Here is a 26,390-nt window from a genome sequence, read left to right on the forward strand (position 1 = left end):
AGATGAACTAAATCAATTCGGCGGCTTTAAGCTCTTGTTTTAAGTAAGCATAGAAAATAGGGGCCGCTACCAGGCCGGGTAAGCCAAAGATCGCTTCCATTAACAGCATGGCCAGTAATAGCTCCCAGGCAAATGCATGGATACGCCCGCCAACGATACGGGCATTCAGGAAGTACTCTAATTTATGAATGATTACTAAAAAGGCCAGTGAGCCTGCGGCGACGGATGCCGAAACACTCATGCTGACGGCCACAATGGCGGTATTAGAAAGAAGATTACCAATAACAGGTAATAACCCTGCCAGAAAGGTAATCACAATCAGGGTTTTAGTCAGCGGTAACGATACGCCGAGTGAAGGCAGGATAACGGCCAGATAGATCAGCGTAAAAAAGGTATTCAGCGCGGAAATGCGAACCTGGGCAAAAACAATTTGCCGGAAAGAATTGGCTAAGCGGGAACAACGTGTTTGCAGTGCGCTGAGTAAGGGGGCTTTGTCATCACTATTGTGATGTAAAGACAGCATGGCACCAATCACCATGGCAATCAGCATTTGTGCCAGCGTATGGCCTGTGCGCGCACCAATTTGCTGCAGCTGGGCAATATGCTTATCTGACCATTGATAGAACGCTGTTTTCCATGCACTTACATCTTGTGGAAGGCTTTCCAGCATCCAGGCGGGCAGCCAGTTGGCAAGCTCAAGGTGCAGTGCTTCGGCAATCTCGCCCGATTTTCGCATAATGCTGGGCATGGATGCCGACTCACCATGAAACACCGAAGCCAGGCTAAACCCCATTAACACCAGAAGCAGAATGATGATGGCAGAAAAAATAATCAGGGCCACAGGTTTAGCGTGTTTGGGGGGAAGGCGTGAAACAAGGGGGGCTTGTGCCGCCTGGGCGACTAATTCATAGACTAAAAGACCAATCAGCAAGGCAGGAAGTAAGTGATTGAGCATCACTAAGAGCAGAAATAGCCCGATGATAAAATAACTGGCAATGCGCGAGTAACGGTCGAGCTTGAGCATGATTTAATCCGGGAGTCGGTAGGTCAGGTTATGTGTAAGGGGGTAGGCTTCAGGAGCAGGCCGCCTTAATGACGGCCTGCTTTTTGCTCATCCAAACAGCTACATCGAAAAGCGATTGGTAATCGGCATGCGCCAGTCTTTGCCAAAAGCGCGATGAGTAATGCGTGGCCCAACCGGAGCCTGACGGCGCTTGTATTCATTGATGGTGAGTAAATGCACCACGCGATCCACATCCGCCTTAGCAAAGCCTTTGGCAATAATGTCGGCACGGCTCAGGTTTTCTTCTACATAGGCTTGCAAAATGGCGTCCAGAATTTCATAAGCAGGTAATGAATCCTGATCGGTTTGATCCGGGCGAAGTTCCGCTGATGGCGGGCGGGTGATAATCCGTTCCGGAATCACCACTCCTTGCGTATTGCGCCAGCTGGATAACTGATAAACCAGTGTTTTTGCCACGTCTTTAAGCACAGCAAAGCCACCCGCCATATCGCCATAGAGCGTAGCGTAACCGGTGGTCATTTCGGATTTATTGCCCGTGGTGAGCACCAGCTTGCCTGACTTGTTTGAAAGCGCCATCAGGAGCGTACCCCGGGCGCGGGCTTGCAGGTTTTCTTCGGTGGTATCCGCTGCCAGGCCTTCAAATTCAGCGGAAAGGCCGTTCATAAAGGCTTCGTAGATCGGCCAGATTTCGATTTCTGAATACTTGCAGCCCAGGATTTTAATCATTTCGCGCGAGTCATTTACGCTGATGTCCGCGGTGTAGCGGGAGGGCATCATGACCGCATGCACCTTATCTGCACCTAAGGCATCCACAGCAATGGCGAGCGTGAGCGCAGAATCAATGCCGCCAGATAAGCCAAGCAGCACGCCAGGAAAGCGGTTTTTGCCGATATAGTCCTGTACGCCCAAAACAAGGGCCTGATAGGCGCTGGCTTCGTCGCTTAAATCCGGGGTGATTTCAGCGGTTTGCAGATCGCCTTTTTGATATTCAACGATCGCTACTTGCTCGCTGAATGCGGGTAACTGCGCAACCAGCTCGCCTGATTTATTCAGGGCAAAAGACTGGCCGTCGAAAATCAGCTCATCTTGCCCGCCCACCATATTGCAATACACCATCGCCATGCCTGTTTCGTCCACTCGCTGGCCGACGACTTCGCGGCGGGTGGATTGCTTGGCCTGGTTGTACGGAGATGCATTCAGTATGAGTAATAATTCAGCCCCCTCGTCATCCGCGGCGGAGGCAGGCTCTACATCCCAGATATCTTCACAAATGGCTAAGCCAATCTGCACGCCATCCTGTTCGAATACAAAGGGCGAATAGCCGGGTGAAAAATAACGTACTTCATCAAATACCTGATCATTAGGCAGCAGCAATTTGTCGTAGCGGCCTAATACATTGCCATCCCGAATCACGATGGCGCTGTTAAAACGCTCGTCGCCACTGGCGCGCGGATAGCCCAGCACCAGCGTAATGCCGTCCAGCTCGTCAATAAAGCGGCCAACGCACTGGGCGCACTCGGCTAAAAAGGCCGGGCGCAGCAGCAGGTCTTCCGGTGGATAGCCGCTTAACGCCAGCTCTGGCGTGAGCAAAATATCCGCGCCTTTGGCCTTTGCCTCGGCGGCGGCCGCAAAGATTTTGGTCGTGTTGCCGGCAAGATCGCCGACGATGGAGTTGAGCTGGGCAAGGGCGATTTTCATCGGATGAGTTTCGGCTGGAAGCAAAAAACCTATTTTAAGCCAGAACGCTGCGGGAATGTACGCTGGCCTCAGTTTTATCGCTGCACTGCAGAACGCTCAGATGATCACCTCATCCAGCCGGTAGCGGGAGGCAATGCTTTGCACATCCTGCGCCATATTTTGCAAGGCTGGCTGCGGTGTTTGCGGCTTTATCGATGGCTGTGCTGGTTTATGTCTCCCGGTGCATTAAGTGTGTTGTACACGCGTATGACTTTCTGTATGGCAGCGAATAATTTTCTGTGAGATTGAGTAACGGCACAGAGAATTTGAACCTTTCAAGTTCGTCGCAGGGCTGAATGAAATGATTTATCTGTTATTGGATAGCTAATTCTTTATTTCTTAATTCAAAGCTGTCCTATTCTTGAATGGAGCATTTGGCTCTATGGGGCTTACAGTATGCGCAGTGTAAAAAGCATGTTTTTGGCGTTGGGGTTCTTGGTCGTACTTACCTTGATTTTGCTGGCCAGCGTGGTGATTTTATTAAAGAAAAGCGCCGATGAGCATGGCCAGACCGAGTTTCAGCGATACAACTCTTATTTACTGGCCGATGAGCTAAGGCAAAGCTCTGATGATTTGACCCGTCTTGCCCGTAGTTATGTCATAACCGGCGATGCCAAATATGAAAAGCAATACTGGGATGTGCTGGATATTCGCAATGGAAAAAAGCCCAGGCCTCAGGAGTATCAGCGTATTTATTGGGATTTTAAGGCGGTTAGTGATCGTTTGCCCCGGCCTGATGGGGAGCAAATTGCTTTGCAACAATTAATGCTCAAGGCAGGCTTTACTGAAGCCGAATTTGCCAAATTAAAAGAAGCTCAGGCTAATTCTGATGGTTTGGTGAAAAATGAAACCATTGCAATGAATGCGGTAAAAGGATTTTTTGCTGATGAAGCCGGGGGCTTTACGAAGAAGGGTGAGCCAGATTTAAAACTCGCAGCCGATTTAATGCATAACACGACGTATCACCAGTACAAAGCACAAATTATGCGTCCGGTAGATGACTTTTTTGTCTTGCTGGATAAAAGAACCATGCTTGCCGTGAACAAGGCCGAGCAAAAAGAGCTGTCTTTTTTAAAGCTTTTGCTGGCCATACTTTTTTTATTTGGTCTTGCCATCTTGCTGGCTCTGGGATGGATGTACCACCGTCTTATTCGTTTAATGGGGTGTGAGCCAAGGGAGGCTTTGCAATATGTGCAAGAAATTGCGGCAGGAAACTTAAACTCCCGATTTCATGTGCTTTATGAGCAAAGTTTGTTAGGGGCGCTGGATGGAATGCTGCAGCGTTTCAGGCAGGTGATTGGAGATATCAAAGCTGCGTCGGGCGTGCTGGCTCTGACATCAGAGCGGGTGAATGCCTCGGCTCAACGCTTATCGCAAAATTCATCAGAACAAATGATGAATATTGAAAATACCAGCGTGTCTCTTAAAGAGATTAATTTTACGGTGGGCAAAAATAGCGAAAATGCTCAAATGACCGACAGTATGGCGGGGAAATCAGCTGGTGATGCTGCAAATGGTGGCGAAGCCGTCAGGCAAACAGTTAATGCCATGCGACAAATTGCCAGAAAGATTGGTGTGATTGATGATATTGCTTATCAGACTAATTTATTGGCCCTTAATGCAGCGATTGAAGCGGCCAGAGCCGGTGAAAATGGTAAGGGTTTTGCGGTTGTTGCATCCGAAGTTAGAAAACTGGCTGAGCGCAGCCAGCTGGCCGCACAGGAAATCAGTGATCTGGCCGCAAACAGCGTGAGCCAGGCAGAGGCTGCGGGTAAGCTGCTCGAAGAAATTGTGCCATCTATCCGAAAAACATCTTTGCTGATTCAGGAAATTTCTTTTGCCTCACAAGAGCAGGCGCAGGGGATTGATCACATCAGCTGCGCCGTAGAGCAGCTTACTCAAAGCACTCAGGCCAATGCCAGCGATGCTGATTCACTCAGCTGTGCGGCCCAGGAGCTGGCAGAGCATGCCCGGGTGCTGGAAAAAAATATTGGTTTTTTTCAAGGCAGGTAGATTTTGGGGGAGCAGAGATCAGTGTTAATAAAGGTAATCCCCACTCCCCGCGGCTTATTCCTCAAACGGCATAATGCTTTCTGCATAATCAAACAGGGCGGAAAGGATACTGGCTTGCGCGTCACTGACGTTTTCGGACAAAGTATCTATTGTGTCGCCAAAGGCTTCCAGTGTGCGGGCACCGCCTGCGCCGTCAAATAATCTGGCTGCACGATGCTGCTCCCAGCGGCGCAGTTCGGCTGGGTTCAGGCTGTGCGGGAAGTTTCTGGCACGGTAGCGGAAAAACACTTCTTCAAGGCGGCGGTCTTCAAAGCTCACCCGCTCTTTTGCCAGCTCTTCAGGGCTGAAGTGGCGGAGTTTGGCCAGCAGGCGCTTATCGTTATTGCCGATAAACCCGCCGTATAAATCTTCATCCACATCGGCTTGGGCATGCTCACTGGTAAATACCTGCTGCCAGATTGCGCTCATATCGGGAGCGCTTCCGGCGATTTGGGCGTGGGCTAAGGCCTGTTCTACATCGATATTCCAGTGTGCGGCCCGCTCGCTGCTTAAGGTTTTGAGATTACCGATCACAATCGGGGACTTATTAATATGAATGCTTTTAATTGGCAGGCGGGTGACGCCTTCGGGTAAATCAGCCGTTTTGCTGAACATGCGCAGGCGTATGGTTTCCGCATCTAAAGTGAAAATCTCGCTTGGATCAAAGGCTAAATCCCAAACAATGATTTCGTTTTTATTGCTGGGGTGCATGGCGAGTGGCCAGACCAGCGCGATGCAGCCACGCTCGGCAGAAAACATGCCGCTGATATGCAGAAATGGCTTGCTGTCAGACAGGCCTATTTGCTCCAGTACTTTGTCTTTTTTACGCAGTGAAAAGCAAAAGTCGAAGAGTTTGGGTTGTTTCTCACGGATCAGCCGTGCCAGAGCGATGGTGGCGCGTACATCAGACAGCGCATCGTGAGCCGCTTCGTGGCTGATGCCGTTGGCCCTGGTGAGGTGCTCAAGTTTGAAGGAAGGGCGGCCATCATCGTGTGTGGGCCAGATGATTCCTTCAGGGCGCAGCGCATAGGTGGTGCGTACCACATCGAGTAAATCCCAGCGGCTGCAATCATTTTGCCATTCACGTGAGTAGGGCTCGATCAGATTGCGCCAGAACATAAAGCGTGTGACTTCATCGTCAAAACGAATGGTGTTGTAGCCCAAAGACACGGTTTCGGGCGTGGCCAGCTCGGCCTCAATACGGGCGGCAAATTCAAATTCATCCACGCCATTTTCTAAGCAATGTTGCGGCGTAATGCCGGTCAGCAGGCAGGCTTCCGGGTCGGGCAGGTAGTCGGGGGCGGGTTTACAGAAAATATTGAGCGGCTTGCCGATTTCATTTAATGCTGCATCGGTGCGAATGCCGGCAAATTGCGAAGGGCGATCACGGCGCGGGTTGATGCCAAAGGTTTCGTAATCGTGCCAGTAAAAGGTATGCATATAGATAAAGCCTCAAAGAATCGCTGCCCGATTATAAGGCTTTTGACTTTGCATGGCGCTTTGTAACTATTCAGTAGTACGGAAAAGCAGCGCCGGTTTAAAGGGCAGAATGCTAAATCTTGAAACACAGGGTAAAACGAGGGCGCAGAGAAAACCTTATTTTCCTCTGTGCCCCTCCGTATTCTCCCATTGCCGTGGTTTGTGGCGGAACGTTACCAGGTTATTGCTTGCGCGGGCTAAGGCTGCGAAACGGCGCGGCCAGCGGGTCACCAATAAATACGCCCTGAGCAGGCCATTCCACACTTTTCCAATAGGCTTCAACGGCAGAGGCTCCGGCCAGATAGTGAAAGAGCAAAACCTGCGGGTGAGGGAATTTTTGCGGATATGAATAAGGCTCGCTCACCGTGCCGTAGCTGGCGGTAGCGCCAGCTTCCAGCCATTTTAGGCTGCTCATCTGGCCGCTGTCGGTCAGCATGCCGCCATAAGAAGTCAGGTGATCGGCCAGTGCACCGGGTAAAAACTGCAGGGTTTCCAGCTTATCTACCTTTGCCAGCCCTGTTTGATAAATCAGAACATCTTTTTTATTGCTAAGGGCATCGCTGGCCAGATTTTCTATTCTCACAGGCGGGTGTTGCAGGGTTTGGCTTTTGGGGAATAGGGGCGCTCTGGCGCTGCGCGTTGTATCGCTGGTTGTTAAATAATAAGCAGTACCCCGTGGGAAATTCCCCCATGACTCATTGCCCCGGTCAATCAGCTTTTTTGCCTCTGTCAGATTATTGGCCGCCAGCATCATACTGGGCCGTATACCCAGATCACTGAAAGGCAGGGTGCTGGCGTGGTTAAAGTAAGGGGACGCGGGCGTAGGCTTGCCACTATCCTGGCAAAGCCCCTCTTTATATCCCAGCGTAAAGACATAGGTCATTCCAAGGCAATTGACCCGATAAGGCCTGGCCCATGCGAGCGCCAGTGCCTGAATATGCGCAGGCAGTGCCGCATCCAGCTCAGCCTTAGCTACGGCAAATTCACCTTCACTGACCCAGGTGCGATCAATTGGCAGACTGATCTCAAAAATCTGCTCTGCTTTTAAACCATGTTTTTGTACGTAATAACGGGCAATCTCAGCAGAGAGCGGATCATTACGATTCACCACCACCGCCAGCTGGCTGGCATTGAGCTGATAAAAAGGCAATTTGGGTGGCGCGGCCCAAAGCGATGCAGAAATAAATAAAGGGATAAGGGCAAGCTTCACGAGTCGGGCTCTGGAGACGAGAATGAGCAGCATCGTATGGCAAGTACATGAGCAATGCCACATAAACAATATGGAAGGGAGAGCTGGATGACTGAAATGAAAAAACCCAGCCGAAGCTGGGTTTTTTTTATTACTGGGGTGGCTGATGGGGCTCGAACCCACGACAACAGGAATCACAATCCTGGACTCTACCAACTGAGCTACAGCCACCGCTGAGCGGTGCGTTTTAGACTTAAACTACTACAAGTCTGAAACAAAAATTTTGGTTCGTTTTAATAGTCGATTACACACTTGGCGCACCCGACAGGAATCGAACCTGTAACCTACGGCTTAGAAGGCCGTTGCTCTATCCAGTTGAGCTACGGGCACACTGTACAACCGTACTATAAATCTGCTTATCTGGGCGGATAAGATCTTACTTTAAAACAACTTATCGTATAAGGATAAGTTCTGGTCGGGGCGGTGGGATTCGAACTCACGACCCTCTGCTCCCAAAGCAGATGCGCTACCGGGCTGCGCTACGCCCCGAACAGAGGACGCAATATACTGTGAGGATTTTTTTGCGTCAAGCACCTTCGTGATCTTTTTTCATGATGGAGGGGCAAAAATCATGGGTTAAAGGGGGCTTTTCTTATGCTACTTGTTGTTTTTTAAGATGATTTTAGCTTGGAAAAATATTTTAATATTAGACTAAATTTTTTGATATTTCTTACTTGGTTCAATGAAGCTTAGTTTGAAAAATATGCAGGAAATGTTTGGGCTGGAGGCTTTTGCATGAGAAAATGCGTTTTTTGCGATCGCTACAGCAGGAGTTTTACCCATGACAGCCCAAATTCTCGACGGAAAAATCATTTCGGCCGAAATTGTTAGTGATGTTCGTGCCAAAGTAGATGCCCGTGTGGCAAGTGGCTTGCGTGCTCCTGCACTTGCCGTCATTTTGGTTGGGGCAGATCCTGCATCCCAGGTTTATGTAGGTAATAAGAAGCGTCAGTGTGCCAATGCAGGTATTCGCTCTATTGATATTGATTTACCAGCGGACACTTCAGAAGCAGATTTGCTGGCTCTTGTGGCCAAGTTTAATCAGGATGATGAGATCGACGGTATTCTGGTGCAACTGCCTTTACCTAAACATATCAATGCAGAGAAAGTGATCGAGCTGATTGATCCGGTAAAAGATGTGGATGGCTTCCATCCTTATAATATTGGCCGCCTTGCTTTAAAAATGCCTTTGCTGCGCCCGTGCACCCCTCGTGGCGTGATGACTTTATTAGAGCGCACTGGTATTGATATCGTTGGTAAAGACGCTGTCATTGTTGGCGCATCTAATATCGTAGGTCGCCCGCAGGCTTTAGAGCTGTTGCTGGCGCGCGCTACCGTGACGGTCTGTCATAGCAAAACGCAAGACTTAGAAAGCAAAGTTCGCGGTGCAGATATTGTGGTGGCCGGCGTAGGCATCCCTAATTTTGTGAAGGGGGACTGGATTAAGGCGGGCGCGATTGTGATCGACGTGGGTATTAACCGCTTAGAAAACGGCAAGCTCTGTGGTGATGTTGAATTTGATGTGGCCAAAGAAAAGGCCGCATGGATTACCCCTGTGCCGGGTGGCGTGGGCCTGATGACTGTGGCTACCCTGATGCAAAACACTTTTGATGCTTGCGTCAACCGCAAGGGTTGATTGAGCATTTAGTCTTATCTGTGTAACCCTTTTCCTCTGTGTGATTGCACATTGGAAAAGGGAAGCCAGCAGCGCCTTTAGTGCAGTTTTGCCTATCAATTGCCGGATTTCCTGCCTCATGTCTTATCAGTTAGCTAAACCTTTTCTTTTTTTGCTCGACGCCGAAAAAGCGCACGCTGCAGCATTCACCGGCTTGCATGCCTTACACAGCCTGGGATTTTTGCGCACGTTTACGCCTGCGGTGCCTGAATGCCCTGTGTCTGTGATGGGGCTGGACTTCCCTAATCCTGTTGGTCTGGCCGCAGGCTTAGATAAAAATGGCGATCATATCGATGCGATGGCTGAGCTGGGCTTTGGTTTCCTGGAGATTGGAACCGTCACTCCACGCCCGCAGCCGGGCAATCCCAAGCCACGCCTGTTTCGTCTGCCAGAAGCCGAGGGCATTATTAACCGCATGGGTTTTAATAATGATGGCGTGGATAAGCTGATCGAGAACGTTAAAAACAGTAATTATCAAGGCATTCTGGGCATCAATATTGGTAAAAACTTCGACACTCCGATTGAAAGTGCGGCTGATGATTATCTTATCTGCCTGGATAAAGTGTACGAACACGCCAGCTATGTCACGGTTAATATCTCCAGCCCGAATACAAAAAACTTGCGCCAGCTGCAAGGTGCGGATGAATTGGGGCGGTTACTGAAGGCTTTAAAGCAAAAGCAAACAGAACTTGCGGACCGTCATGGCCGCTATGTACCTCTTGCCCTCAAAATAGCGCCCGATTTAGACAGCAATCAGGTGCAGGATATTGCTGAGCGTCTTGTGGCCAGCGGTATTGATGCCGTGATTGCCAGCAACACCACCTTATCCAGGGTGGGTGTAGAGCACTTAAAACACGGCAATGAAGCGGGCGGTTTGTCAGGCTCGCCGGTCAGGGCCAAATCAACCAAGGTGATCCGTGATCTGGCTGAGGCACTGGATGGTGCTTTGCCTATTATTGGTGTGGGTGGGATTTTCAAGGGCGAGCACGCGGCTGAGAAAATCCGTGCGGGTGCCAGCCTCGTGCAAGTGTACAGCGGCCTGATTTATGAAGGCCCGCAGATGGTCAGTGATTGTGTCGAGGCGATTGCGGCTCTTACGGCTTGATGAATTAAAAGCGTAAAAGGTGAGGGCTTTGAAGCTGCCATAAATTGGCAGGCGGGTAAAAGCCACGGCAGGAAGCCCGCCTGATCAGAAAGCTTTACTGCGGTTTATCCATCATCCTGTCCATTTAAGTAAAAAAGCCGGATTTTTTGCACCCGTGGTACCCGCCTCGTAAGCTTTTTTAAAGTGATCTGGGGCGGATAGCCGCTCCAATGGCGTGTGTACTTAAGCAGATTGGATTTTCACCCGCTCTGAGGAAGGATTTTAAACCATGGATTTTCAACACTACCTGCTGCTGCTTCTGGGCGCGGTGCTGGTAAATAATGCGGTGCTGGTGCGTATTCTGGGCTTATGTCCGTTTATGGGCGTGTCTAAAAAGCTGGAAGCATCGATCGGCATGGGCCTTGCCACGGCCTTTGTGCTGACGCTGGCCTCAGGCACCTCGTGGATGATCGATCAGATCCTGATCTTTTGGCACCTGGAATACCTGCGCACCCTGGCTTTTATTGTGGTGATTGCCGCGATTGTGCAATTTACTGAAATGTTTATTCATAAAGCCAGCCCAGTGTTGTATCAGGCGCTGGGGATTTATCTGCCGCTGATCACCACCAATTGCGCGGTATTGGGCGTGCCTTTGATCAGCTCTGCGCAAAAATATAATTTTGTCGAATCACTGTTATTTGGCTTTGGCTCGGCAGTGGGTTTTAGTTTGGTGCTGATTCTGTTTGCAGCCATGCGCGAAAGGCTGGAAGGAGCAGACATCCCCGAATTCTTTAAAGGCACACCGGTGGCTTTTATCACCGCAGGTTTGATGAGTTTGGCATTTATGGGATTTGCTGGCCTGGTGCGGTAAAACCCAAATCTTGAACCACGGAGGGGCATGGTGAAACCCCGGAAGTTCATGGAGTAATCATAAAAAAAGATCTCCCGAAGCAGGCGCAGATTGAAAATCAAATTCATTGCTAAGTCATGTCTTCAGGTATTGATATCTTGTAGGTTTTCTCCTTGTAACTCTGTGTCCTCCGTGCTTTCTGTGGTTCTGGATTTGGGTTTGTAAGTTGTGATGTGCAATCATTTATAGGAAAACTATGTCTTTTTTACTGGCCATTTTGTTAATGGCTGTTCTTGCTTTGGTGCTGGGTGCGGTGCTGGGCTTTGCTGCGATCAAGTTCAAGGTTGATGAAGACCCGCTGGTGGATAAAATCGATGCGATCCTGCCGCAAACTCAGTGTGGCCAGTGTGGCTTTCCTGGCTGTAAACCCTATGCCACAGCAATTGCCAATGAAGAAGCCGATATCAACTGCTGCCCTCCAGGGGGGGAAGATGGCATTCGTAAACTGGCCGATTTGCTGGGCAAAGAATTTAAGCCGCTTAATGCAGAGAATGGCGTAGAAAAACCCAAATCCGTAGCGCTGATTGATGAAGCCGTATGCATCGGCTGTACGCTCTGTATTCAGGCCTGCCCTGTGGATGCCATTGTGGGTGCGGCCAAGCAGCTGCATACCGTGATTGCGGCTGAATGCACAGGCTGTGAGCTATGCGTAGCGCCTTGCCCTGTGGATTGCATTGATATTGTTCCGCTAGGTACCACGGTGAATAACTGGCGCTGGCGCTATCCTGTTATCCCAATTAAGTTGCAATCATGACCAGGCAAATCATCACCTTTCACGGCGGTGTTCATCCGCCCGAGCATAAAGCCGAATCCAGCCATTATCCGATCAGAACAGCGGCATTACCGGCCAGGCTGATTTTATCCTTGCAACAAAGCATAGGCAGCGCTGCCAAGTCTGTGGTTAAAGTCGGGGAACAAGTCGCTAAGGGCCAGCTGATTGCTGCGGCAGACGGCATGATCTCGGCCGCCTTACATGCGCCAACGTCAGGGCGCATTGAATCTGTTGGTTTATATCCGGTGGCCCATCCTTCGGGCTTAAGCGATAACTGCATTGTGCTGATTCCCGATGGCCAGGATCAGTGGCAGGAGCGCCCGCTGTTTGACTGGCGTAATGCAGAGCCAAATGCAGTGCGCACTTATTTGCGCGATATGGGCGTAGTGGGCCTGGGCGGTGCGGTGTTTCCATCGCATCTTAAATTAAGCAGCAATTTAGATGGAAAAAAGCCACTCGATACCCTGATTGTTAATGGCGCAGAGTGCGAGCCGTATATCACCTGCGACGACAGGCTGATGCAGGAGCGCGCTGCCGAAATCATCGCCGGTATTTTGATGGTGCAGTCTTTGCTCAATGCAAAGCAGGTGTTGATTGGTATTGAAGACAATAAACCTGAAGCTGCAGCAGCGCTGCGGGATGCGATAAAAGCCAGCCGCAGCAAGGCAGTCGCGGCCATTGATGTGGTGCAAGTGCCCACGCTGTATCCATCGGGAGGTGCTAAACAGTTAATCAAGTTATTGTGCAATATCGAAGTGCCAAGTGGCATGCGCTCTACAGACTTGGGCGTGCAGTGCTTTAACGTGGCTACCATCCATAGTATTTACTGCGCCTTGGCCCATGGCGAGCCGGTGATTCGCCGTGTGGTCACGATTACCGGCAATGTAGAGCGCCCAGGCAATTACGAGGCGTTGATTGGTACGCCGCTGGCAGAGCTATTAAAAGCCGCGGGAGATAAAGGCAGCAGCGGGTATATCTATGGCGGCCCGATGATGGGCTTTGAGCTGCCGTCTCTGGCCGCGGGGCTGAGCAAAGCGGGCAATTGTGTGATCGCCAAAACGCCTGCGGATTTCCCCGAAAAACCACGAGAAATGCCTTGTATTCGTTGTAGCAAATGCGCCGAAGCCTGCCCTGCTGAACTGCAACCTATGGATTTATTCTGGTTTGCTAAAAGCAAAAACTTTGGCAAAGCGCAGGAGCGCAATCTGTTTGATTGCATAGAGTGCGGCGCTTGCGCCTATGTGTGCCCCAGCAATATTCGTCTCGTGGATTACTACCGCTTTGCTAAATCTGAAATCTGGGCCGCTGAAAAAACCAAGCACGCCGCCGATTTAGCCCGCGAGCGTTTCGAATTCAGAGAATTCAGGGCCGAGCGCGAGAAACAAGAAAAAGCCGAACGCCTGGCCGCTAAAGCGACACAAAAACTAGCGCAAGCGGTGGAATCGGATGATCCGGAAGACGCCATCCGCGCAGCCAAAATTAAAGCGGCGATGGCTAAGGCTGCGGTGGCCAGCGAAGCGCCTGTAAGTGACAGTACAGCTACACCAGAAGCGGATCAGACCGCGCAATTAGCGGCCGAGAAAAAAGCCAAAATTGCCGCTGCAATGGCCAGAGCCGCCGCGAAAAAAGCCGAGGCCGAAGCCGCTGCACCGGTGGTGCGCAGCGAAGCGCAGCCAATGGCCCCAGCGCAAACCCTGCCAGCCAGCAGCCTGGATAAAACCGACCGCACTAAAGAAATTCTGGATAAGCGGCGGGAAGAGCGCGCTCGTATTGCCGCAATGAGCCCGGAAGAGCGCAGTGCGTGGGGTGCAGCCAAACAAGCCGAAATCGCCGGGGCCAAAGCCGCTGCTGCATTAAGAAAAGCAGAAAACGCTGTGCCTGCAGAAGTGCCAGCGTCTTCTCTTGATGAAGAAAAAGCCGCCAAAATTCGGGCTTCTATGGCCAAAAGAGACGCAGAAAAAGCACGGCTTGCTGCCATGAGCCCAGAGGAAAAAGCAGCACTGGCCGCTGAACGCCAGGCGCGTATTGATGCAGCGATGGCGGCAAAAGCAGCTAAGGCAGCGAAAGATGAATGATCTTGAGGCAATGCGAAAGCAATATCATTTACGTGCATCAGAGCAGGGCTTAAAGGCCTGGGACGTGCACCGGCTGATTAAGCTGAGCGTAAAGTTTGCCGAGATCAGCGTGCCGCTGGAGCAGATTGCTGAGTTAGATCAGAGCTATTGGTTTGATGAGGGCGGAGCCGTGCCCACTTGCCGGGCTATTTCTGAGCACGCCAAATTAATCAATGAAACCGATCTGCGCTTCCCTATTATTTTGTCGCAAGACGGCAGGGTAATGGACGGCATGCACCGGGTGGCTAAAGCCTTAATGCTGGGCCAAACAGAGATACAGGCCGTGCAGTTTAGCCAAGATCCAGAACCTGATTTTATCGGCATTGATGCGGATGATTTGCCATACGATGAGGTGTAAGCGGATTTCCAGCCTTAAACAAGAACCTGATTAGTGGCTTCGCTCAGCTTACTGAAGCGTCATTTCCGCGAAGGCGGAAACCCAGTTACGCTGTGCTCTAAATAGCTGGATCCCCGATAAAAGCACTCGGGGATGACGCTTTTCATATATTTAAAATTTGAAATGATTTTTACTGAGCTATCCCGCTAATCAGGAATAAGAAAAGCATCGTAGCGGCACGGTATGGCGTGCCCAAAAACATAAGGATGTAAATGAACACATCGCCGTTTTTTATTAAACCGACGCCCTTGCAAGTTGTCATGCTCAAAGTGGCGGCGGCTTTGTTGCCGGGGATTATTGCGCTGACCTGGGCTTTTGGCGTGGGTGTGCTGGTGCAAATGACGCTGGCTCTTGGCACCGCTTTGCTGGCCGAGGCGGCTTGTTTAAAGCTGCGCAACTATCCGGTTAAACCATTTATCAGCGATGGCTCGGCAGCGGTGACGGCGGTTTTGCTGGCGCTTTCTATACCGCCACTCGCTCCTTGGTGGATGGTGGTGCTGGCCACATTAATTGCAATTTGCCTGGCCAAGCATCTCTATGGCGGCCTGGGGCAGAATCCGTTTAACCCGGCCATGGTGGGTTTTGCGGTGATGATGGTGTCTTTCCCCGCGCAAATGTCGCGCTGGGCAGCGCCTTTGCCGCTGGATATGCCGCATCTGGACAGCCTGGCTCAGATCTTCACCATTTTTAGCGGCCAGCTGCCGCAGGCGTTTGATGCCATGGCTTCGGCCACACCACTGGATACGGTTAAAACAGCGCTGCTGCAGCAGCATGCTTTAAGCGATATTTTTCAGCAGCCTGTTTTTGGCGCGGTAGCAGGGGTTGGCAGCGAATGGGCTGCGGCGGGATTTTTGCTGGGGGGGCTTTATTTGCTCTGGTCTAAGCTGATTCCATGGCAAATTCCTGTGGGTTTTCTTGGTGCATTTATGCTGACCGCCACATTGTTTTACGGAGTGGACCCCGCCTACTACAGCCCGCCTTGGTTTCATCTGTTTAGCGGCGCGGCCATCTTGGGGGCGTTTTTTATTGTGAGCGACCCGGTTACTGCGCCAACCACACCACGCGGCAGGCTGATCTTTGCCGCTTTAGCAGGCGTGCTGACTTATATGATCCGCGTGTTCGGTGCTTATCCGGATGGTGTGGCATTTGCAGTATTGATCATGAATATCGCTACGCCCTTTATCGACCAATACACCCAGCCGCCGGTCTTTGGGCGTAAGTCTTGATTAAATAGATTCGTAGCTTAGGTTTTCCAGATTTTAGGAGTTGTTTAATGAAGACCATGTTTGCTAATGGGGTGCGAGGTGCGGCGACGCTGTTTTTGTTTGCGGTGGTGTTTACGGCCTTGATGGCAGGCACTTATCAGCTGACCCGCAAGAAAGTCTTGTTTAATGAAGAAAAAGCCAAAGTGGCGCTGATTGCCCAGGTGTTGCCCGCCAAAAGCTTTGATAACAATCTGCTGAAAGACGCCCACGCCTTGTCGGCAGCGGATGGCAAAGCTTTGGGTAACGATGGTGATAGCTCTTTTTATCTGGCAAAAAAAGCCGGTAAAACCGTCGCCGCCGTGTTTGAAGCCACCGCACCGGATGGTTATGCAGGCAAGATCAAATTGCTGGTGGGCGTGGATATTGATGGCCAGGTGCTGGGCGTGCGCGTTGTAGCGCATAAAGAAACGCCTGGGCTGGGGGATTATATCGACGCGGCCAAATCACCCTGGATAGAGCAATTTAAAGGCAAAGAGCTGAACACCCAAAATGCTGCGGCGTGGAAAGTTAAAAAAGACGGTGGTGGTTTTGATTATATGGCCGGCGCCACCATCAGCCCGCGCGCTGTGACAGCAGCGGTAAAACGAGTATTGGAATACGTGGCCAGCAAGCCGCAACTTTGGAGTACGGTAAGCTAAAAAAGCTCTGCAGACACAGAGCTGAATAAGAACACAGAGCCCACTGAGAAACGTTCAAGATACATAGGGTGTGCCAGCCGTTGTACAGCCTGAGAAAAACTGATTTGCTTTACGACGAAAGCTGAAGTGGATGAGTACAGAGCAAGCTCTTAGGCCTGCACTTTCTTAAGGTTTTCTCTGTGTGCTCTGTGTCTGCATATCATGTATTAGAATATTTGCGGTTTTAATTGCATCACGTCATGGAGCAGTAAGTGAGCAAAGAAATTATCAGAAATAGCATCTGGAAGCAGAATGCGGGTTTGGTGCAGGTTTTAGGCATGTGCCCCGTGTTGGTGGTTTCCAGCAATATTGTGAATGGCGTATCGCTGGGGCTGGCAACAAGCTTGGTGATGCTGGTTTCTGGCGCGGCCATTGCAGCCATCAGGCAATTTGTGCCGAATGAATTACGCAGCCCGATTTTTATTCTGATTATCGCTGCGCTGGTGACGGTGGTTGATTTGCTGTTTAACGCCTACGCTCATGGCTTGTATGTGGTGCTGGGGATTTTTATTCCGCTGATTACGACCAACTGCATCGTGCTGGCGCGTGCCGAAGCCTTTGCCTCCCGCAATAGTGTTTGGGATTCAGCCCTCGATGGATTCTTTATGGGCATCGGCCTGACCATGGTGCTGGCGGTGTTGGGCGGGATGCGCGAGCTGGTGGGCAAGGGTACTCTGCTTTCTGGTATCGACTTGGTGTTTGGCCCTGCTGCCAAAGCGTGGACGATTTATATTATCCCCGCCGATATGCATTACCAGTTTTTGCTCGCCATCCTTCCACCCGGCGCATTTATCGGTCTTGGGCTGTTAATTGCAGGCAAAACGGCAATGGATAAAAGAGCAGAAGCCAGAGCACAATCAGTGCGGCTGCCAGATGCTGTGCCGAATCACTGAGCTTTTAGCTTATCTGTTGTTAGCCAGCCTGGTCTGGTGGCTGATGAGCATGGGCTTTTGGGGCAGACTGGCGCTGCTGGTGCTGGGCTCCGTGGCGCTTGTCGTGGCGCTGTATTATTACTTTCAGATAATGAGCATGCCCTGGGATGAGTGGGATGAGATGTCTGATGATGATTTTTCTAAATAAACAGGTCCCTCATGACATTAAAAATATCCAAAGAAGCTGAAGCCTTATTGGTGAAGTCGATTCGCCGTTATTTCGATGAAAATATGGATGAGCCGATTGGTGGCTTGCAGGCCGGGATGCTGCTGGATTTCTTTATGAAAGAAATTGCGCCTAGTGTTTATAACCAGGCCATCGCGGATGCACAGGCCTATATGCAAGACAAAACATTGGATATGCCAGGCACGTGCTTTGAGCCAGAAATGAATTTCTGGAATAAAAAATGAATAAAGAAACCCGGCGTATTTTTTATCAGCGCCTTGCCGGTCTGGACCCTAATCCCACTACCGAGCTGAACTACAGCACACCCTTCGAGCTGCTCACAGCCGTCTTGCTGTCGGCTCAGGCTACCGATGTGGGCGTCAACAAAGCGACTAAGCGTTTGTTTCCTGTTGCGAATACACCCGAAAGTATTCTGGCGCTGGGGCTGGAGGGGCTTGAATCCTATATTGCCACCATCGGCCTATATCACAGCAAGGCCAAACACTTGCTGCAAACCTGTCAGATGCTGATCGATTTGCACGGCAGCGAAGTACCGCAAGACAGAGCGTCACTGGAAGCACTGCCCGGAGTTGGCCGGAAAACTGCCAATGTGGTGATGAATACCGCGTTTGGCATACCGACTATTGCGGTCGACACACATATCTTCCGCGTATCCAACCGCACTGGCTTAGCGCCGGGTAAAGACGTGAAAGTAGTCGAAGAAAAACTGCTTAAAGTCACCCCCGGCGAATTCAAACTCAACGCCCATCACTGGTTGATTCTGCACGGCCGCTACGTATGCAAAGCGCGTAAGCCCGAATGCTGGAGCTGCGTAGTGAATGATGTGTGCGATTACAAATCCAAACAAATCACCCCGCCACCGGGCAGGTGAATCTAATATCCCTTTTAGCGACGAACGTAGCTTTTAAAGCTACGTTCGTCGCTAAAAGGGCGACATCAATCCTTCTGCTTCACCATTTTCTGCCATCTCCAAATCAATAAACAAATGGCAATTGCTGCGTGTATTGCGCTGATTAAAATGCTGGCAATCGCAGATGTGTGGCTGATCGGCATCAGGATAGAGGCCAGGCTTTCCAGCCCGCTGCTGTGGGCTAAGAATGGCAGCAGGCCGTTGATGATAGCCAGACAGAGCAGGCTGCTGGCGAGTATCCGTTTGCTATTGCTGTTTAATGCGATGAATAAGCAGATGGCGCAGTCCCGCAGCAAGATCAGTGAGATGGATATCGGTGTGCTGTCAGCAAAGTCGCCAGTGCCCTGGTTGCCTGCCAGTAGTGCAAAAATACAAGACAGGATCAGTGTCGTTGGCCAGAGCGGCAGATTGATCAGTGCCCCGTGCCAGTTCTGGTTTTGGATGCGGGTGATGACCCGTTGCCAGACGGTGAAGCCATTGGGCTCTGCAAAGAGCATGGCATAAGTCATTACACTGCAAATAATCAGCCCGAGCATTGCCAGCTGATCATGTTTAAAACCAGCAAAGAAAGCGGCCAGCAGGCAGGCAAACAAGGGCCATGCCCAGGGCAGGGTGCGCACTTGCAGGGCATTTTGCATTAGCCGCCATGCAGCAAACACACTGCAAAATGCAAAGAAAGAGCCCGCCAGCAGCTGAAATTGCAGTGGCAGAAAGGAAATATCCCACCAGGTAAGCGGCGTATCGCTCATCTCAAACAGATTGGGCATCATAAAAAAAGCAGGGATGGCCAGCAGCAAATTAAAGCTGCCCCGGCGGTTTTGAGCCAGATCAGATTGGCTCAGTTGCAGATTAATCACCAGCGCCGTGCCATGCAGCAGCAGGCCAATGGCAGCCATTGACAGCGCCTTGCTGATGGCATTGGTTGGATTGCCTGGCAGCTCTGCCACCAGCAGCATCAGCAGGCAGAGTGCGCCGCCGTACCAATTAAACAGCGTTGCGCCAAACAGCTTGCCCCATGCCATTTCCCACGGGCTGAGCGCACTCATCCTTTGCTGGTCCCATGTGTGATCGCGCTGCTCGTCACCAATGGCGGCTGCGGCATTTTTGGTCCCCCACAGCCAGACTATTCCTATAAAGAGCGCTACTGCGGTGCTTCCCAGGTGTCTTAATTCGGTGTTCATTCCTACGGCTAAAAAAATCAGTGCAAGGATGGCAGGCATGCCGATTAAGCGTTGCATGGAAAAACTTAACCACAGATTGCGTTTGAATTCTGGATTCATATCGTTTCCTTCCTGGTGCGCAGGAAAACTTTCTGCAAGTTTTTCCTGCAAAAGCTCAACGCCAAATGATGTTTGAATTCAGGCTTCATTTTGCGTCCTTGCTGGCGATGGTGCGCAAATAAGCTTGTTGCAAGTTCTGTTCGCCAAAGCTGCTGATGGCTAGCCCTGCCTGGATCAGCTCTGCCAGTAATTGGGCCTGCTCATCGCTTGTGCCGCTGAAATCAAACTCGGCGTGATTGTCCTGATTTTTGCCGAGCATCACTTTGGAGTGGCCTGCCAGTATTTCGGCAAGGTGCGGATTGGGGCTGGCCAGGCTGAGCTGCAGGGCTCTGCTGCTGTGTGAGCTGCCCGACAAGGCGCGGTGCTCTAAGATTTTGCCGTCTTTCAGCACCAGCATATGGCTGGAATAGGCTTCCAGCTCGGCCAGAATATGCGATGAAACCAGTAGTGTCATGCCGCTGGCTTGCAGTTGCCTGAATAATATCGCCAGCTCATTACGCGCTTCCGGGTCGAGGCCCGATGCGGGCTCGTCCAGCAGCAATACTTGCGGTGCATGAATTATCGCCTGCCCGATGGCTACCCGCTGGCGCAAGCCTCGCGACAAGCTGCTGGCTTTTTGCCCTAAGCGATCTTGCAAAGACAAGCGCTGCGCGGTGTTATTGATGGCGGCTTCAATCGCATCTTTTGCCAGGCCTTGCGATGCCGCCGCGTATTCCAGGCACTGCGCCACGGTTAAATCCTGGTAGAGGCCAAAGAAATCTGATAAATAGCCCATCTGCCTGTGCACCGCGCGTGGTTCTTCCTGTACATCTAAGCCCGCCACAGCAATCGAGCCGGAAAGCGGTGTTTCAAGGCCGGCAATGCAGCGCATCAAGGTGGTTTTACCTGCTCCATTGGCCCCCACCAGCGCCGTAACGCTGCCAGGCTCTACACTCAGATTCAATTGATTCAACGCCCGGTGGCCGGGGTAATCAAAGGTAAGTCCAGAAATTTGGATCATAGAAGTCTCGGTTGATCTGACTAGATTTGACAGCATCATACTGGATTCTCATATAGCATTGCTGTTGGCGATGCGCTTAGATAGTCATCTGCTTCATTACTAAATAAATGAGCATTAACTGGAACTGTAATGATGAATGGGAAGGATAAAATACTTATTGGAATCACTATTTTACAATTTTGTTGTGTGATTGCTTTTTCCTTGCAAGACATCAATGTGATTCTTGCTTATTTGTTTGGTGTATCAGGCGGCATTAATATGTATGTACTTTGGGAGAGAGTGAAGCTAAATAAGTCACTGGCTAAAAGCTGAGTGAAATGTAGTTTAGATAGCGAATCATCAATATGGATTGGAATAAAAATGGCAGAAAATTTACTGATTCAAGGTAATAGCAAAGAAGAGCTGTATCAAAACCTGATTCCGCAAGCTTTGGCTTTAATTGAGGGCGAGAGCGATTTGATTGCCGCGATGGCCAATGTTTGCGCCGCCATGCATCACACCTTTGGCTGGCTGTGGACGGGCTTTTATATAGTGAAGCAGGATCAGCTGGTGCTGGGGCCATTTCAGGGGCCAATTGCCTGCACCCGTATTCCAAAAGGGCGCGGTGTTTGCGGCAGTGCATGGGCGCAGGCGCAAACGCTGGTGGTGCCGGATGTCGATGCCTTTGCCGGGCATATCGCCTGCTCGTCCTTAGCCCGCTCAGAAATCGTCTTGCCGCTGATAAATCGTGAAGGCGTGGTGCTGGCGGTACTGGATGTGGATTCGGCAGAACTGGCGACGTTTGATGATGTTGATGCCAGGTATCTGGCGCAGGTTTGTGAGGCTTTGGTGAAGTTGTTTTAAGCCGGGCGTTTCGCCCCTCCGATCAGCGGCAGGCCTGCCCATGTTAAACTTCGGCCGCTGTTTCACTACCAGGGTTTCTCATGCTGCATCTCTTAAATACTCCCCAACGCGAGGCTGTCGTTTATCTGGGCGGGCCTTGCCTCGTTCTGGCGGGCGCAGGCTCCGGCAAGACGCGGGTGATTACGCAGAAGATTGCGTATTTAATTGAGAAGGCGGGCATGAATGCCAAAAATATCGCGGCGATTACCTTTACCAATAAGGCCGCGCGCGAGATGCAGGAGCGTGTGGGGGCGCTGCTGCCTAAGGAAATGCTCAAGGGGCTGACGGTTTCTACCTTTCACTCCCTGGGGCTGAAAATGCTGAGGGAAGAAGCGCGGCATCTGGGCTATAAGCCGCAGTTTTCTATTCTGGATTCGGCAGACGCTGCCAAGATTATCAGCGAGCAACTTGTTACCACCGATAAGCAGCTGATTCGCACCAGCATGAGCCAGATTTCCATGCTGAAGAACGATCGCATCTCGCCAGAAAAAGCGCTGAATATGGCGCAATCAGAGGGCGAATTACAGCTGGCCAGGTTGTATACCTCCTATCAGGACACCTTGTTTGCTTATCAGGCTCTGGATTTTGATGATCTGATCCGCCTGCCTGTCGATTTATTCGAGGCTAATCCCGAGGTTTTGGAAAAATGGCAAAACCGCCTGCGCTATTTGCTGGTGGATGAATACCAGGATACCAATACCACCCAGTATCAATTGGTTAAGCTGCTGGCTGGCGTAACAGGTTTGTTTACGGCGGTGGGAGATGACGACCAGTCTATCTATGCCTGGCGTGGTGCAAATGTGGATAATTTGCGCCTATTGCAAGAGGATTTTCCCAAGCTGCAAGTGATTAAGCTGGAGCAAAATTATCGCTCTATGGCGCGTATTTTGCGCTGCGCCAATGCGGTGATCGGCAATAATCCTAAGCTGTTTGAGAAAAAGCTCTGGTCTGATCTTGGGGTGGGCGACCCGATTATGGTGATTGAAACCAAAACCGAGGAAGAAGAAGCGGCGATGGTGCTGGATCATCTGGAATCGAGCCGCTTTTTAAGCAATGGTAAGTATTCCAACTATGCCATTTTGTACCGTGGTAATCATCAGGCCCGGATTATCGAACAACAGATGTGGGGGCGCCGTATTCCCTATGTGATTTCGGGCGGGCAATCGTTTTACGACAAGGCCGAGATTAAAGACGTACTGGCGTATTTGCGGCTGATTGCCAATCAGGACGATGACCCGGCATTTATTCGCTCCGTGACGACGCCTAAGCGTGGCGTGGGCAATGTTACGCTGGAAAAACTGGGCAGCTATGCGGCCACCCGCAATGTCTCTTTTTTTACTGCGGTCTATGAAGAAGGCTTTATTCATCAGGTACAAGCCGCACAGTACGAGCCTTTGCGCCTGTTTTGCGATTTTATCAATCGCATGCAAGACCGGGCAGTTAAAGAGCCAGCCGGGCCTTTATTAAATGAGCTGCTGCTGGGGATTGATTTTGAAACATGGCTGTATGAAAACGACGAGCCGCGCCCGGCCGAAAGCAAGTGGAAAAACGTACAGGATTTAGTGGCCTGGATTACCAAAAAAGGCGAGGAAGACGACAAAAGCCTGATTGATATAGTGCAAACCATCGCGCTGATCACCATGCTGGAAGGGCGTGATGAAGAAGAAGTCGATGCGGTGAAGTTATCTACACTGCATGCATCCAAAGGGCTGGAATATCCGCATGTGTTTTTGATCGGCTGTGAAGAAAACATCCTGCCGCATCAGAATTCGATTGAAAGCAATATGGTGGAAGAAGAGCGGCGGCTGATGTATGTGGGCATTACCCGCGCCCAGCGCACTCTGACCATCAGCTATTGCGGCAAGCGCCGCCGCGCTGGCGAATGGCAAATTACCGAGCCAAGCCGCTTTTTAAAAGAATTACCGCCCGAAGATGTGATCATCAGCGGCCGTCTGGCAGGGGACAAGCCCAAACCCGCCATGACAAAGGAAGAGCGTAAAGCTAAAAATGCTGAGCTGATGGCAAGGATTGGGAAGTAAGTTGTGCCCGGCAGGGCCATACTGGCCTGCAGAAAAAACGGCCACTCACGGCGCGGGTAAAGTGAGCATTTGCTAAGGGGAACCTTGCTCTTGCTCAAGGCTCTGAGCATCCGGGATTGGCGATTTTGCGGTGTGACTTCGTTTGACTAAACACTTACTGATTTACATCTAAGAATTCTTATTCGGAAGGCGTATTCTGCTTGCCACATGCAACAGGATGATCTGTGCATGCGATTTGCCTGGCAGATTGATACTGCCCCAAGTCTTGAATGCAGATAATTTGAGCAAGAGATCCGTACTTTTTAGCGATGAAATATCTTCACTTCTGGCATCCCGCCGGCGGAGTCGGAACTTATTCATGCGGATGGGATAATCGCAATAGGCTAAGACGAAAATGTATGCTTGCACAAAGTAAGCATTTTGTAGGTATGATCGCGAACAAAATCAAGAAATCAGAAAGAAAATTATCCAAGATATTTTTGATTTGAAGATTCCACCTTATTCAGGAGTAAGACCTAATGATCAGAGGCACAAAGATTGTTGCAACCCTCGGCCCCGCTTCCAACGACCCTAAGGTCCTGGAACAGCTGATTCAGGCCGGGGTGAATATGGTTAGGCTGAACTTCTCCCATGGCACCGCACAAGACCATACCGATCGCGCTAATTTAGTGCGTTCTATTGCAGAGCGCCTCGGGCAATCTGTTGCGGTTCTGGCTGATTTGCAAGGCCCCAAGATTCGCGTTGGTAAGTTTGAAAACGGCAAAATTGAGCTGGTAAAAGGCACTGAGTTTATTCTGGATGCGGCATGTGAGCTGGGTAATCAGGATTATGTGGGCCTGGATTACAAAGAATTGCCAAATGATGTGGTGCCGGGCGATATTTTATTGCTGGATGACGGCAAAATTAAGCTGGAAGTTATTTCGGTAACAGGCGTTAAAGTTTTAACTAAAGTACTTGTGGGCGGTACCTTATCTAATAATAAGGGGATCAATCGCCAGGGTGGCGGCTTAACAGCGCCCGCGCTGACCGAAAAAGACATGGCCGATATCAAAACAGCGGCTGCATTGCACGCTGATTATGTGGCTGTTTCATTCCCTAAGAGTGGCAGCGATATGCACCTGGCGCGCACTCTGTTGCTGGCAGAAGGCAGCCATGCAGGCTTGATCGCCAAAATTGAGCGCACCGAAGCCATCACCAATCTGGTAGAAATCCTGGAAGCGTCCGACGGTATTATGGTGGCGCGTGGTGATCTGGCCGTTGAAGTGGGCGATGCGGCAGTACCTGCTTTGCAAAAGCGCATGATTAAGATGGCGCGTCAGATGCGTAAATTGTCGATTACTGCGACGCAAATGATGGAATCCATGATCAGCAGCCCGGTGCCTACACGCGCTGAAGTGTCTGATGTGGCCAATGCGGTGCTTGATGGTACAGATGCGGTGATGTTGTCGGCTGAATCGGCTGCGGGTAAGTACCCTGTAGAATCTGTAGAAGCCATGTTGCGTGTTTGCCAGGAAGTAGAAAAACACGCTGATATGCAAAGCGATAATGATTTTATCAGCGATGCAGTGGTTGAGCGTATTGATCAGGGTATTTCAATGGCGGCAGTGTATGCTGCCAGCCACTTACCTATGAAGGCGATTGTGGCCCTGACTGATTCAGGTACTTCAGTACTGTGGCTGTCACGCTATATCAGCGCCGTGCCTATTATGGCCGTCACACAAAATGTATCAACTTACCGTAAACTTGCGTTATATCGCCATGTTCAGCCCATGCTTATGCCAGAATCCGTAGGTAACGAGCGCGATGCGCAAATTGCCCATGTAAAAATGGCCCTGGTGCGTGATGATCGTGTTGCTGCTGGCGATTGCTTCGCAATGACTTGGGGCTCGCAAGCCGGTCTGGGTGCAAACACCCTGCAAATTGTAAAAATCGACACTCCGCAGGCTTAACACCTCTTGTTAAGGCGCAACGCGCAGATGTAAGTCAAACGGCGTGATACTCTGGCTGCCCGGCGGGCAGTCAGAGCGCGTCGTTTTTTTTGTCCCAAATATGGGCTGCTGGCTGTAATAAGCAAAATCTTTTAAATAGGAAATGATCCCCATGCGTAAAGGGGTATATGCAGGTAGTTTTGATCCGGTGACAAATGGCCATCTGTGGATGATCGAGCATGGCGTGGGTATGTTCGATGAAATGATTGTTGCGATTGGTGATAATCCGGATAAAACATATACCTTTAGCCTGGCTGAGCGTTTGGCCATGCTCAGAGAAACCACCGCACATTTGCCCTCCTTGCGGGTGGAGTCTTTTGAAAATTCATTTCTGGTGAATTATGCCCGCGAGCAAGGGGCTAATTTTATTCTGCGCGGCATCCGTGAAGCTGCCGATTACGAGTTCGAGCGCAAAATGCGTTATGTAAACGCTGATCTTGCCCCGCATATTGATACCGTGTTTCTGATGCCGCCGCGTGAAATCGCAGAGGTGAGCTCTACCATGGTGAAAGGGCTTGTCGGGCCAGCTGGCTGGCAGGGCGTAGTGCGGCAATATGTACCTGAGCCGGTGTTTAACCGCTTTCTGGCGCTGCGGGCAAATCAGGCTCAGCCTTAAGCCAGAGCCTGCTGTATGGCTGGTATTTTAAGCGCGGCGTGGCCTGATATCGGGGCGGTAGTCGATTAGTGCAGGCTGGTTTTTGCTCTGCCTGTTACACTTCTGCTTTTATGTGCTCAAG

The 26,390-nt window shown here is 50.7% G+C and carries 24 protein-coding genes and 3 tRNA genes; 18 read left to right on the forward strand and 9 right to left on the reverse strand.

Features of this window, described 5'->3' with window-relative positions; all coding sequences use genetic code 11:
- Positions 1 to 7 precede the first annotated feature (7 nt).
- On the reverse strand, positions 8 to 1,024 hold the full coding sequence (locus HA050_RS18040; protein WP_166829295.1) for an AI-2E family transporter: 1,017 nt from the start codon (positions 1,022 to 1,024) through the stop codon (positions 8 to 10).
- Between the two features lie 99 nt (positions 1,025 to 1,123).
- Positions 1,124 to 2,722 carry an NAD+ synthase gene (locus HA050_RS18045; RefSeq protein ID WP_166829297.1) on the reverse strand — a complete coding sequence of 533 codons (1,599 nt, stop codon included), beginning with the start codon at positions 2,720 to 2,722 and terminating at the stop codon, positions 1,124 to 1,126.
- A 435-nt stretch (positions 2,723 to 3,157) separates the two neighbouring features.
- Between HA050_RS18045 and HA050_RS18050 the strand changes: the two genes are divergently transcribed.
- Positions 3,158 to 4,774 carry a methyl-accepting chemotaxis protein gene (locus tag HA050_RS18050; protein ID WP_166829301.1) on the forward strand — a complete coding sequence of 539 codons (1,617 nt, stop codon included), beginning with the start codon at positions 3,158 to 3,160 and terminating at the stop codon, positions 4,772 to 4,774.
- A 54-nt stretch (positions 4,775 to 4,828) separates the two neighbouring features.
- Here the strand turns inward: HA050_RS18050 and sbcB are convergent, their stop codons facing one another.
- The 5 genes from sbcB to HA050_RS18075 form a co-directional block, all read right to left on the reverse strand.
- Positions 4,829 to 6,253: an exodeoxyribonuclease I gene (gene sbcB, locus HA050_RS18055; RefSeq protein WP_166829303.1), complete on the reverse strand. Its 1,425-nt coding sequence runs from the start codon at positions 6,251 to 6,253 to the stop codon at positions 4,829 to 4,831.
- 220 nt (positions 6,254 to 6,473) lie between these two features.
- Positions 6,474 to 7,502 carry a TIGR03790 family protein gene (locus HA050_RS18060; protein WP_166829306.1) on the reverse strand — a complete coding sequence of 343 codons (1,029 nt, stop codon included), beginning with the start codon at positions 7,500 to 7,502 and terminating at the stop codon, positions 6,474 to 6,476.
- 134 nt (positions 7,503 to 7,636) lie between these two features.
- Positions 7,637 to 7,712: transfer RNA gene (locus tag HA050_RS18065), tRNA-His, on the reverse strand.
- 82 nt (positions 7,713 to 7,794) lie between these two features.
- Positions 7,795 to 7,871: transfer RNA gene (locus HA050_RS18070), tRNA-Arg, on the reverse strand.
- A gap of 82 nt (positions 7,872 to 7,953) precedes the next feature.
- A tRNA-Pro gene (locus HA050_RS18075) sits at positions 7,954 to 8,030 on the reverse strand.
- 292 nt (positions 8,031 to 8,322) lie between these two features.
- On the opposite strand from HA050_RS18075, the gene folD reads away from it, so the two are divergent.
- From folD to nth, 12 genes are all read left to right on the forward strand, one after another.
- Complete coding sequence (gene folD / locus HA050_RS18080; RefSeq protein WP_115229027.1) at positions 8,323 to 9,177, forward strand: bifunctional methylenetetrahydrofolate dehydrogenase/methenyltetrahydrofolate cyclohydrolase FolD; 855 nt, start codon at positions 8,323 to 8,325, stop codon at positions 9,175 to 9,177.
- A gap of 118 nt (positions 9,178 to 9,295) precedes the next feature.
- Positions 9,296 to 10,321, forward strand: a complete 1,026-nt coding sequence (locus tag HA050_RS18085) for a quinone-dependent dihydroorotate dehydrogenase (protein WP_099398619.1) — start codon at positions 9,296 to 9,298, stop codon at positions 10,319 to 10,321.
- 268 nt (positions 10,322 to 10,589) lie between these two features.
- On the forward strand, positions 10,590 to 11,171 hold the full coding sequence (gene rsxA / locus HA050_RS18090) for an electron transport complex subunit RsxA (RefSeq protein ID WP_166829308.1): 582 nt from the start codon (positions 10,590 to 10,592) through the stop codon (positions 11,169 to 11,171).
- Positions 11,172 to 11,406: 235 nt separating this feature from the next.
- Positions 11,407 to 11,964, forward strand: a complete 558-nt coding sequence (rsxB, locus tag HA050_RS18095) for an electron transport complex subunit RsxB (protein WP_166829310.1) — start codon at positions 11,407 to 11,409, stop codon at positions 11,962 to 11,964.
- A complete protein-coding gene (gene rsxC / locus HA050_RS18100) occupies positions 11,961 to 14,057 on the forward strand; it encodes an electron transport complex subunit RsxC (RefSeq protein ID WP_166829312.1) in 2,097 nt (698 codons plus the stop codon). Before rsxB ends, rsxC begins: the two co-directional genes overlap by 4 nt.
- A complete protein-coding gene (locus HA050_RS18105) occupies positions 14,050 to 14,454 on the forward strand; it encodes a ParB N-terminal domain-containing protein (protein ID WP_205836499.1) in 405 nt (134 codons plus the stop codon). The genes rsxC and HA050_RS18105 overlap by 8 nt, the downstream gene beginning before the upstream one ends.
- A 251-nt stretch (positions 14,455 to 14,705) precedes the next feature.
- Positions 14,706 to 15,719, forward strand: a complete 1,014-nt coding sequence (locus tag HA050_RS18110) for an RnfABCDGE type electron transport complex subunit D (protein ID WP_166829315.1) — start codon at positions 14,706 to 14,708, stop codon at positions 15,717 to 15,719.
- A 47-nt stretch (positions 15,720 to 15,766) separates the two neighbouring features.
- Entirely contained in the window at positions 15,767 to 16,396 is a 630-nt protein-coding gene (rsxG, locus tag HA050_RS18115; RefSeq protein ID WP_166829318.1) for an electron transport complex subunit RsxG, read from the forward strand.
- A gap of 251 nt (positions 16,397 to 16,647) precedes the next feature.
- Positions 16,648 to 17,328, forward strand: a complete 681-nt coding sequence (locus HA050_RS18120) for an electron transport complex subunit E (protein ID WP_166829321.1) — start codon at positions 16,648 to 16,650, stop codon at positions 17,326 to 17,328.
- The gene (locus HA050_RS18125) at positions 17,309 to 17,515 is read left to right on the forward strand and encodes a hypothetical protein (protein WP_166829322.1); all 207 of its coding nucleotides are present in this window, start codon (positions 17,309 to 17,311) and stop codon (positions 17,513 to 17,515) included. Before HA050_RS18120 ends, HA050_RS18125 begins: the two co-directional genes overlap by 20 nt.
- An 11-nt stretch (positions 17,516 to 17,526) precedes the next feature.
- Positions 17,527 to 17,778 (forward strand): DUF2164 domain-containing protein, encoded by a 252-nt coding sequence (locus HA050_RS18130; protein WP_166829323.1) that lies wholly within the window; start codon positions 17,527 to 17,529, stop codon positions 17,776 to 17,778.
- A complete protein-coding gene (gene nth, locus HA050_RS18135) occupies positions 17,775 to 18,425 on the forward strand; it encodes an endonuclease III (RefSeq protein WP_166829325.1) in 651 nt (216 codons plus the stop codon). Before HA050_RS18130 ends, nth begins: the two co-directional genes overlap by 4 nt.
- 65 nt (positions 18,426 to 18,490) lie before the next feature.
- On the opposite strand, the gene HA050_RS18140 is transcribed toward nth, so the two are convergent.
- Complete coding sequence (locus HA050_RS18140) at positions 18,491 to 19,744, reverse strand: hypothetical protein (RefSeq protein WP_166829326.1); 1,254 nt, start codon at positions 19,742 to 19,744, stop codon at positions 18,491 to 18,493.
- 85 nt (positions 19,745 to 19,829) lie between these two features.
- Entirely contained in the window at positions 19,830 to 20,744 is a 915-nt protein-coding gene (locus HA050_RS18145; protein ID WP_166829327.1) for an ABC transporter ATP-binding protein, read from the reverse strand.
- A gap of 129 nt (positions 20,745 to 20,873) precedes the next feature.
- Here HA050_RS18145 and HA050_RS18150 point away from each other — a divergent pair, with 129 nt between their 5' ends.
- From HA050_RS18150 to coaD, 5 genes are all read left to right on the forward strand, one after another.
- The gene (locus HA050_RS18150; RefSeq protein WP_166829329.1) at positions 20,874 to 21,056 is read left to right on the forward strand and encodes a hypothetical protein; all 183 of its coding nucleotides are present in this window, start codon (positions 20,874 to 20,876) and stop codon (positions 21,054 to 21,056) included.
- A gap of 48 nt (positions 21,057 to 21,104) precedes the next feature.
- Positions 21,105 to 21,587: a free L-methionine (R)-S-oxide reductase MsrC gene (gene msrC / locus HA050_RS18155; protein ID WP_166829330.1), complete on the forward strand. Its 483-nt coding sequence runs from the start codon at positions 21,105 to 21,107 to the stop codon at positions 21,585 to 21,587.
- Positions 21,588 to 21,667: 80 nt separating this feature from the next.
- Complete coding sequence (locus tag HA050_RS18160; protein ID WP_166829332.1) at positions 21,668 to 23,665, forward strand: UvrD-helicase domain-containing protein; 1,998 nt, start codon at positions 21,668 to 21,670, stop codon at positions 23,663 to 23,665.
- 518 nt (positions 23,666 to 24,183) lie between these two features.
- Positions 24,184 to 25,614 carry a pyruvate kinase gene (gene pyk, locus HA050_RS18165; RefSeq protein ID WP_166829333.1) on the forward strand — a complete coding sequence of 477 codons (1,431 nt, stop codon included), beginning with the start codon at positions 24,184 to 24,186 and terminating at the stop codon, positions 25,612 to 25,614.
- A gap of 151 nt (positions 25,615 to 25,765) precedes the next feature.
- Positions 25,766 to 26,269, forward strand: coding sequence for a pantetheine-phosphate adenylyltransferase (coaD, locus tag HA050_RS18170; protein ID WP_099399080.1), 504 nt, complete (start codon positions 25,766 to 25,768; stop codon positions 26,267 to 26,269).
- The last annotated feature ends 121 nt before the right edge of the window (positions 26,270 to 26,390 follow it).

The sequence above is a fragment of the Iodobacter violaceini genome, assembly GCF_011601265.1.
Lineage (GTDB): Bacteria > Pseudomonadota > Gammaproteobacteria > Burkholderiales > Chitinibacteraceae > Iodobacter > Iodobacter violaceini.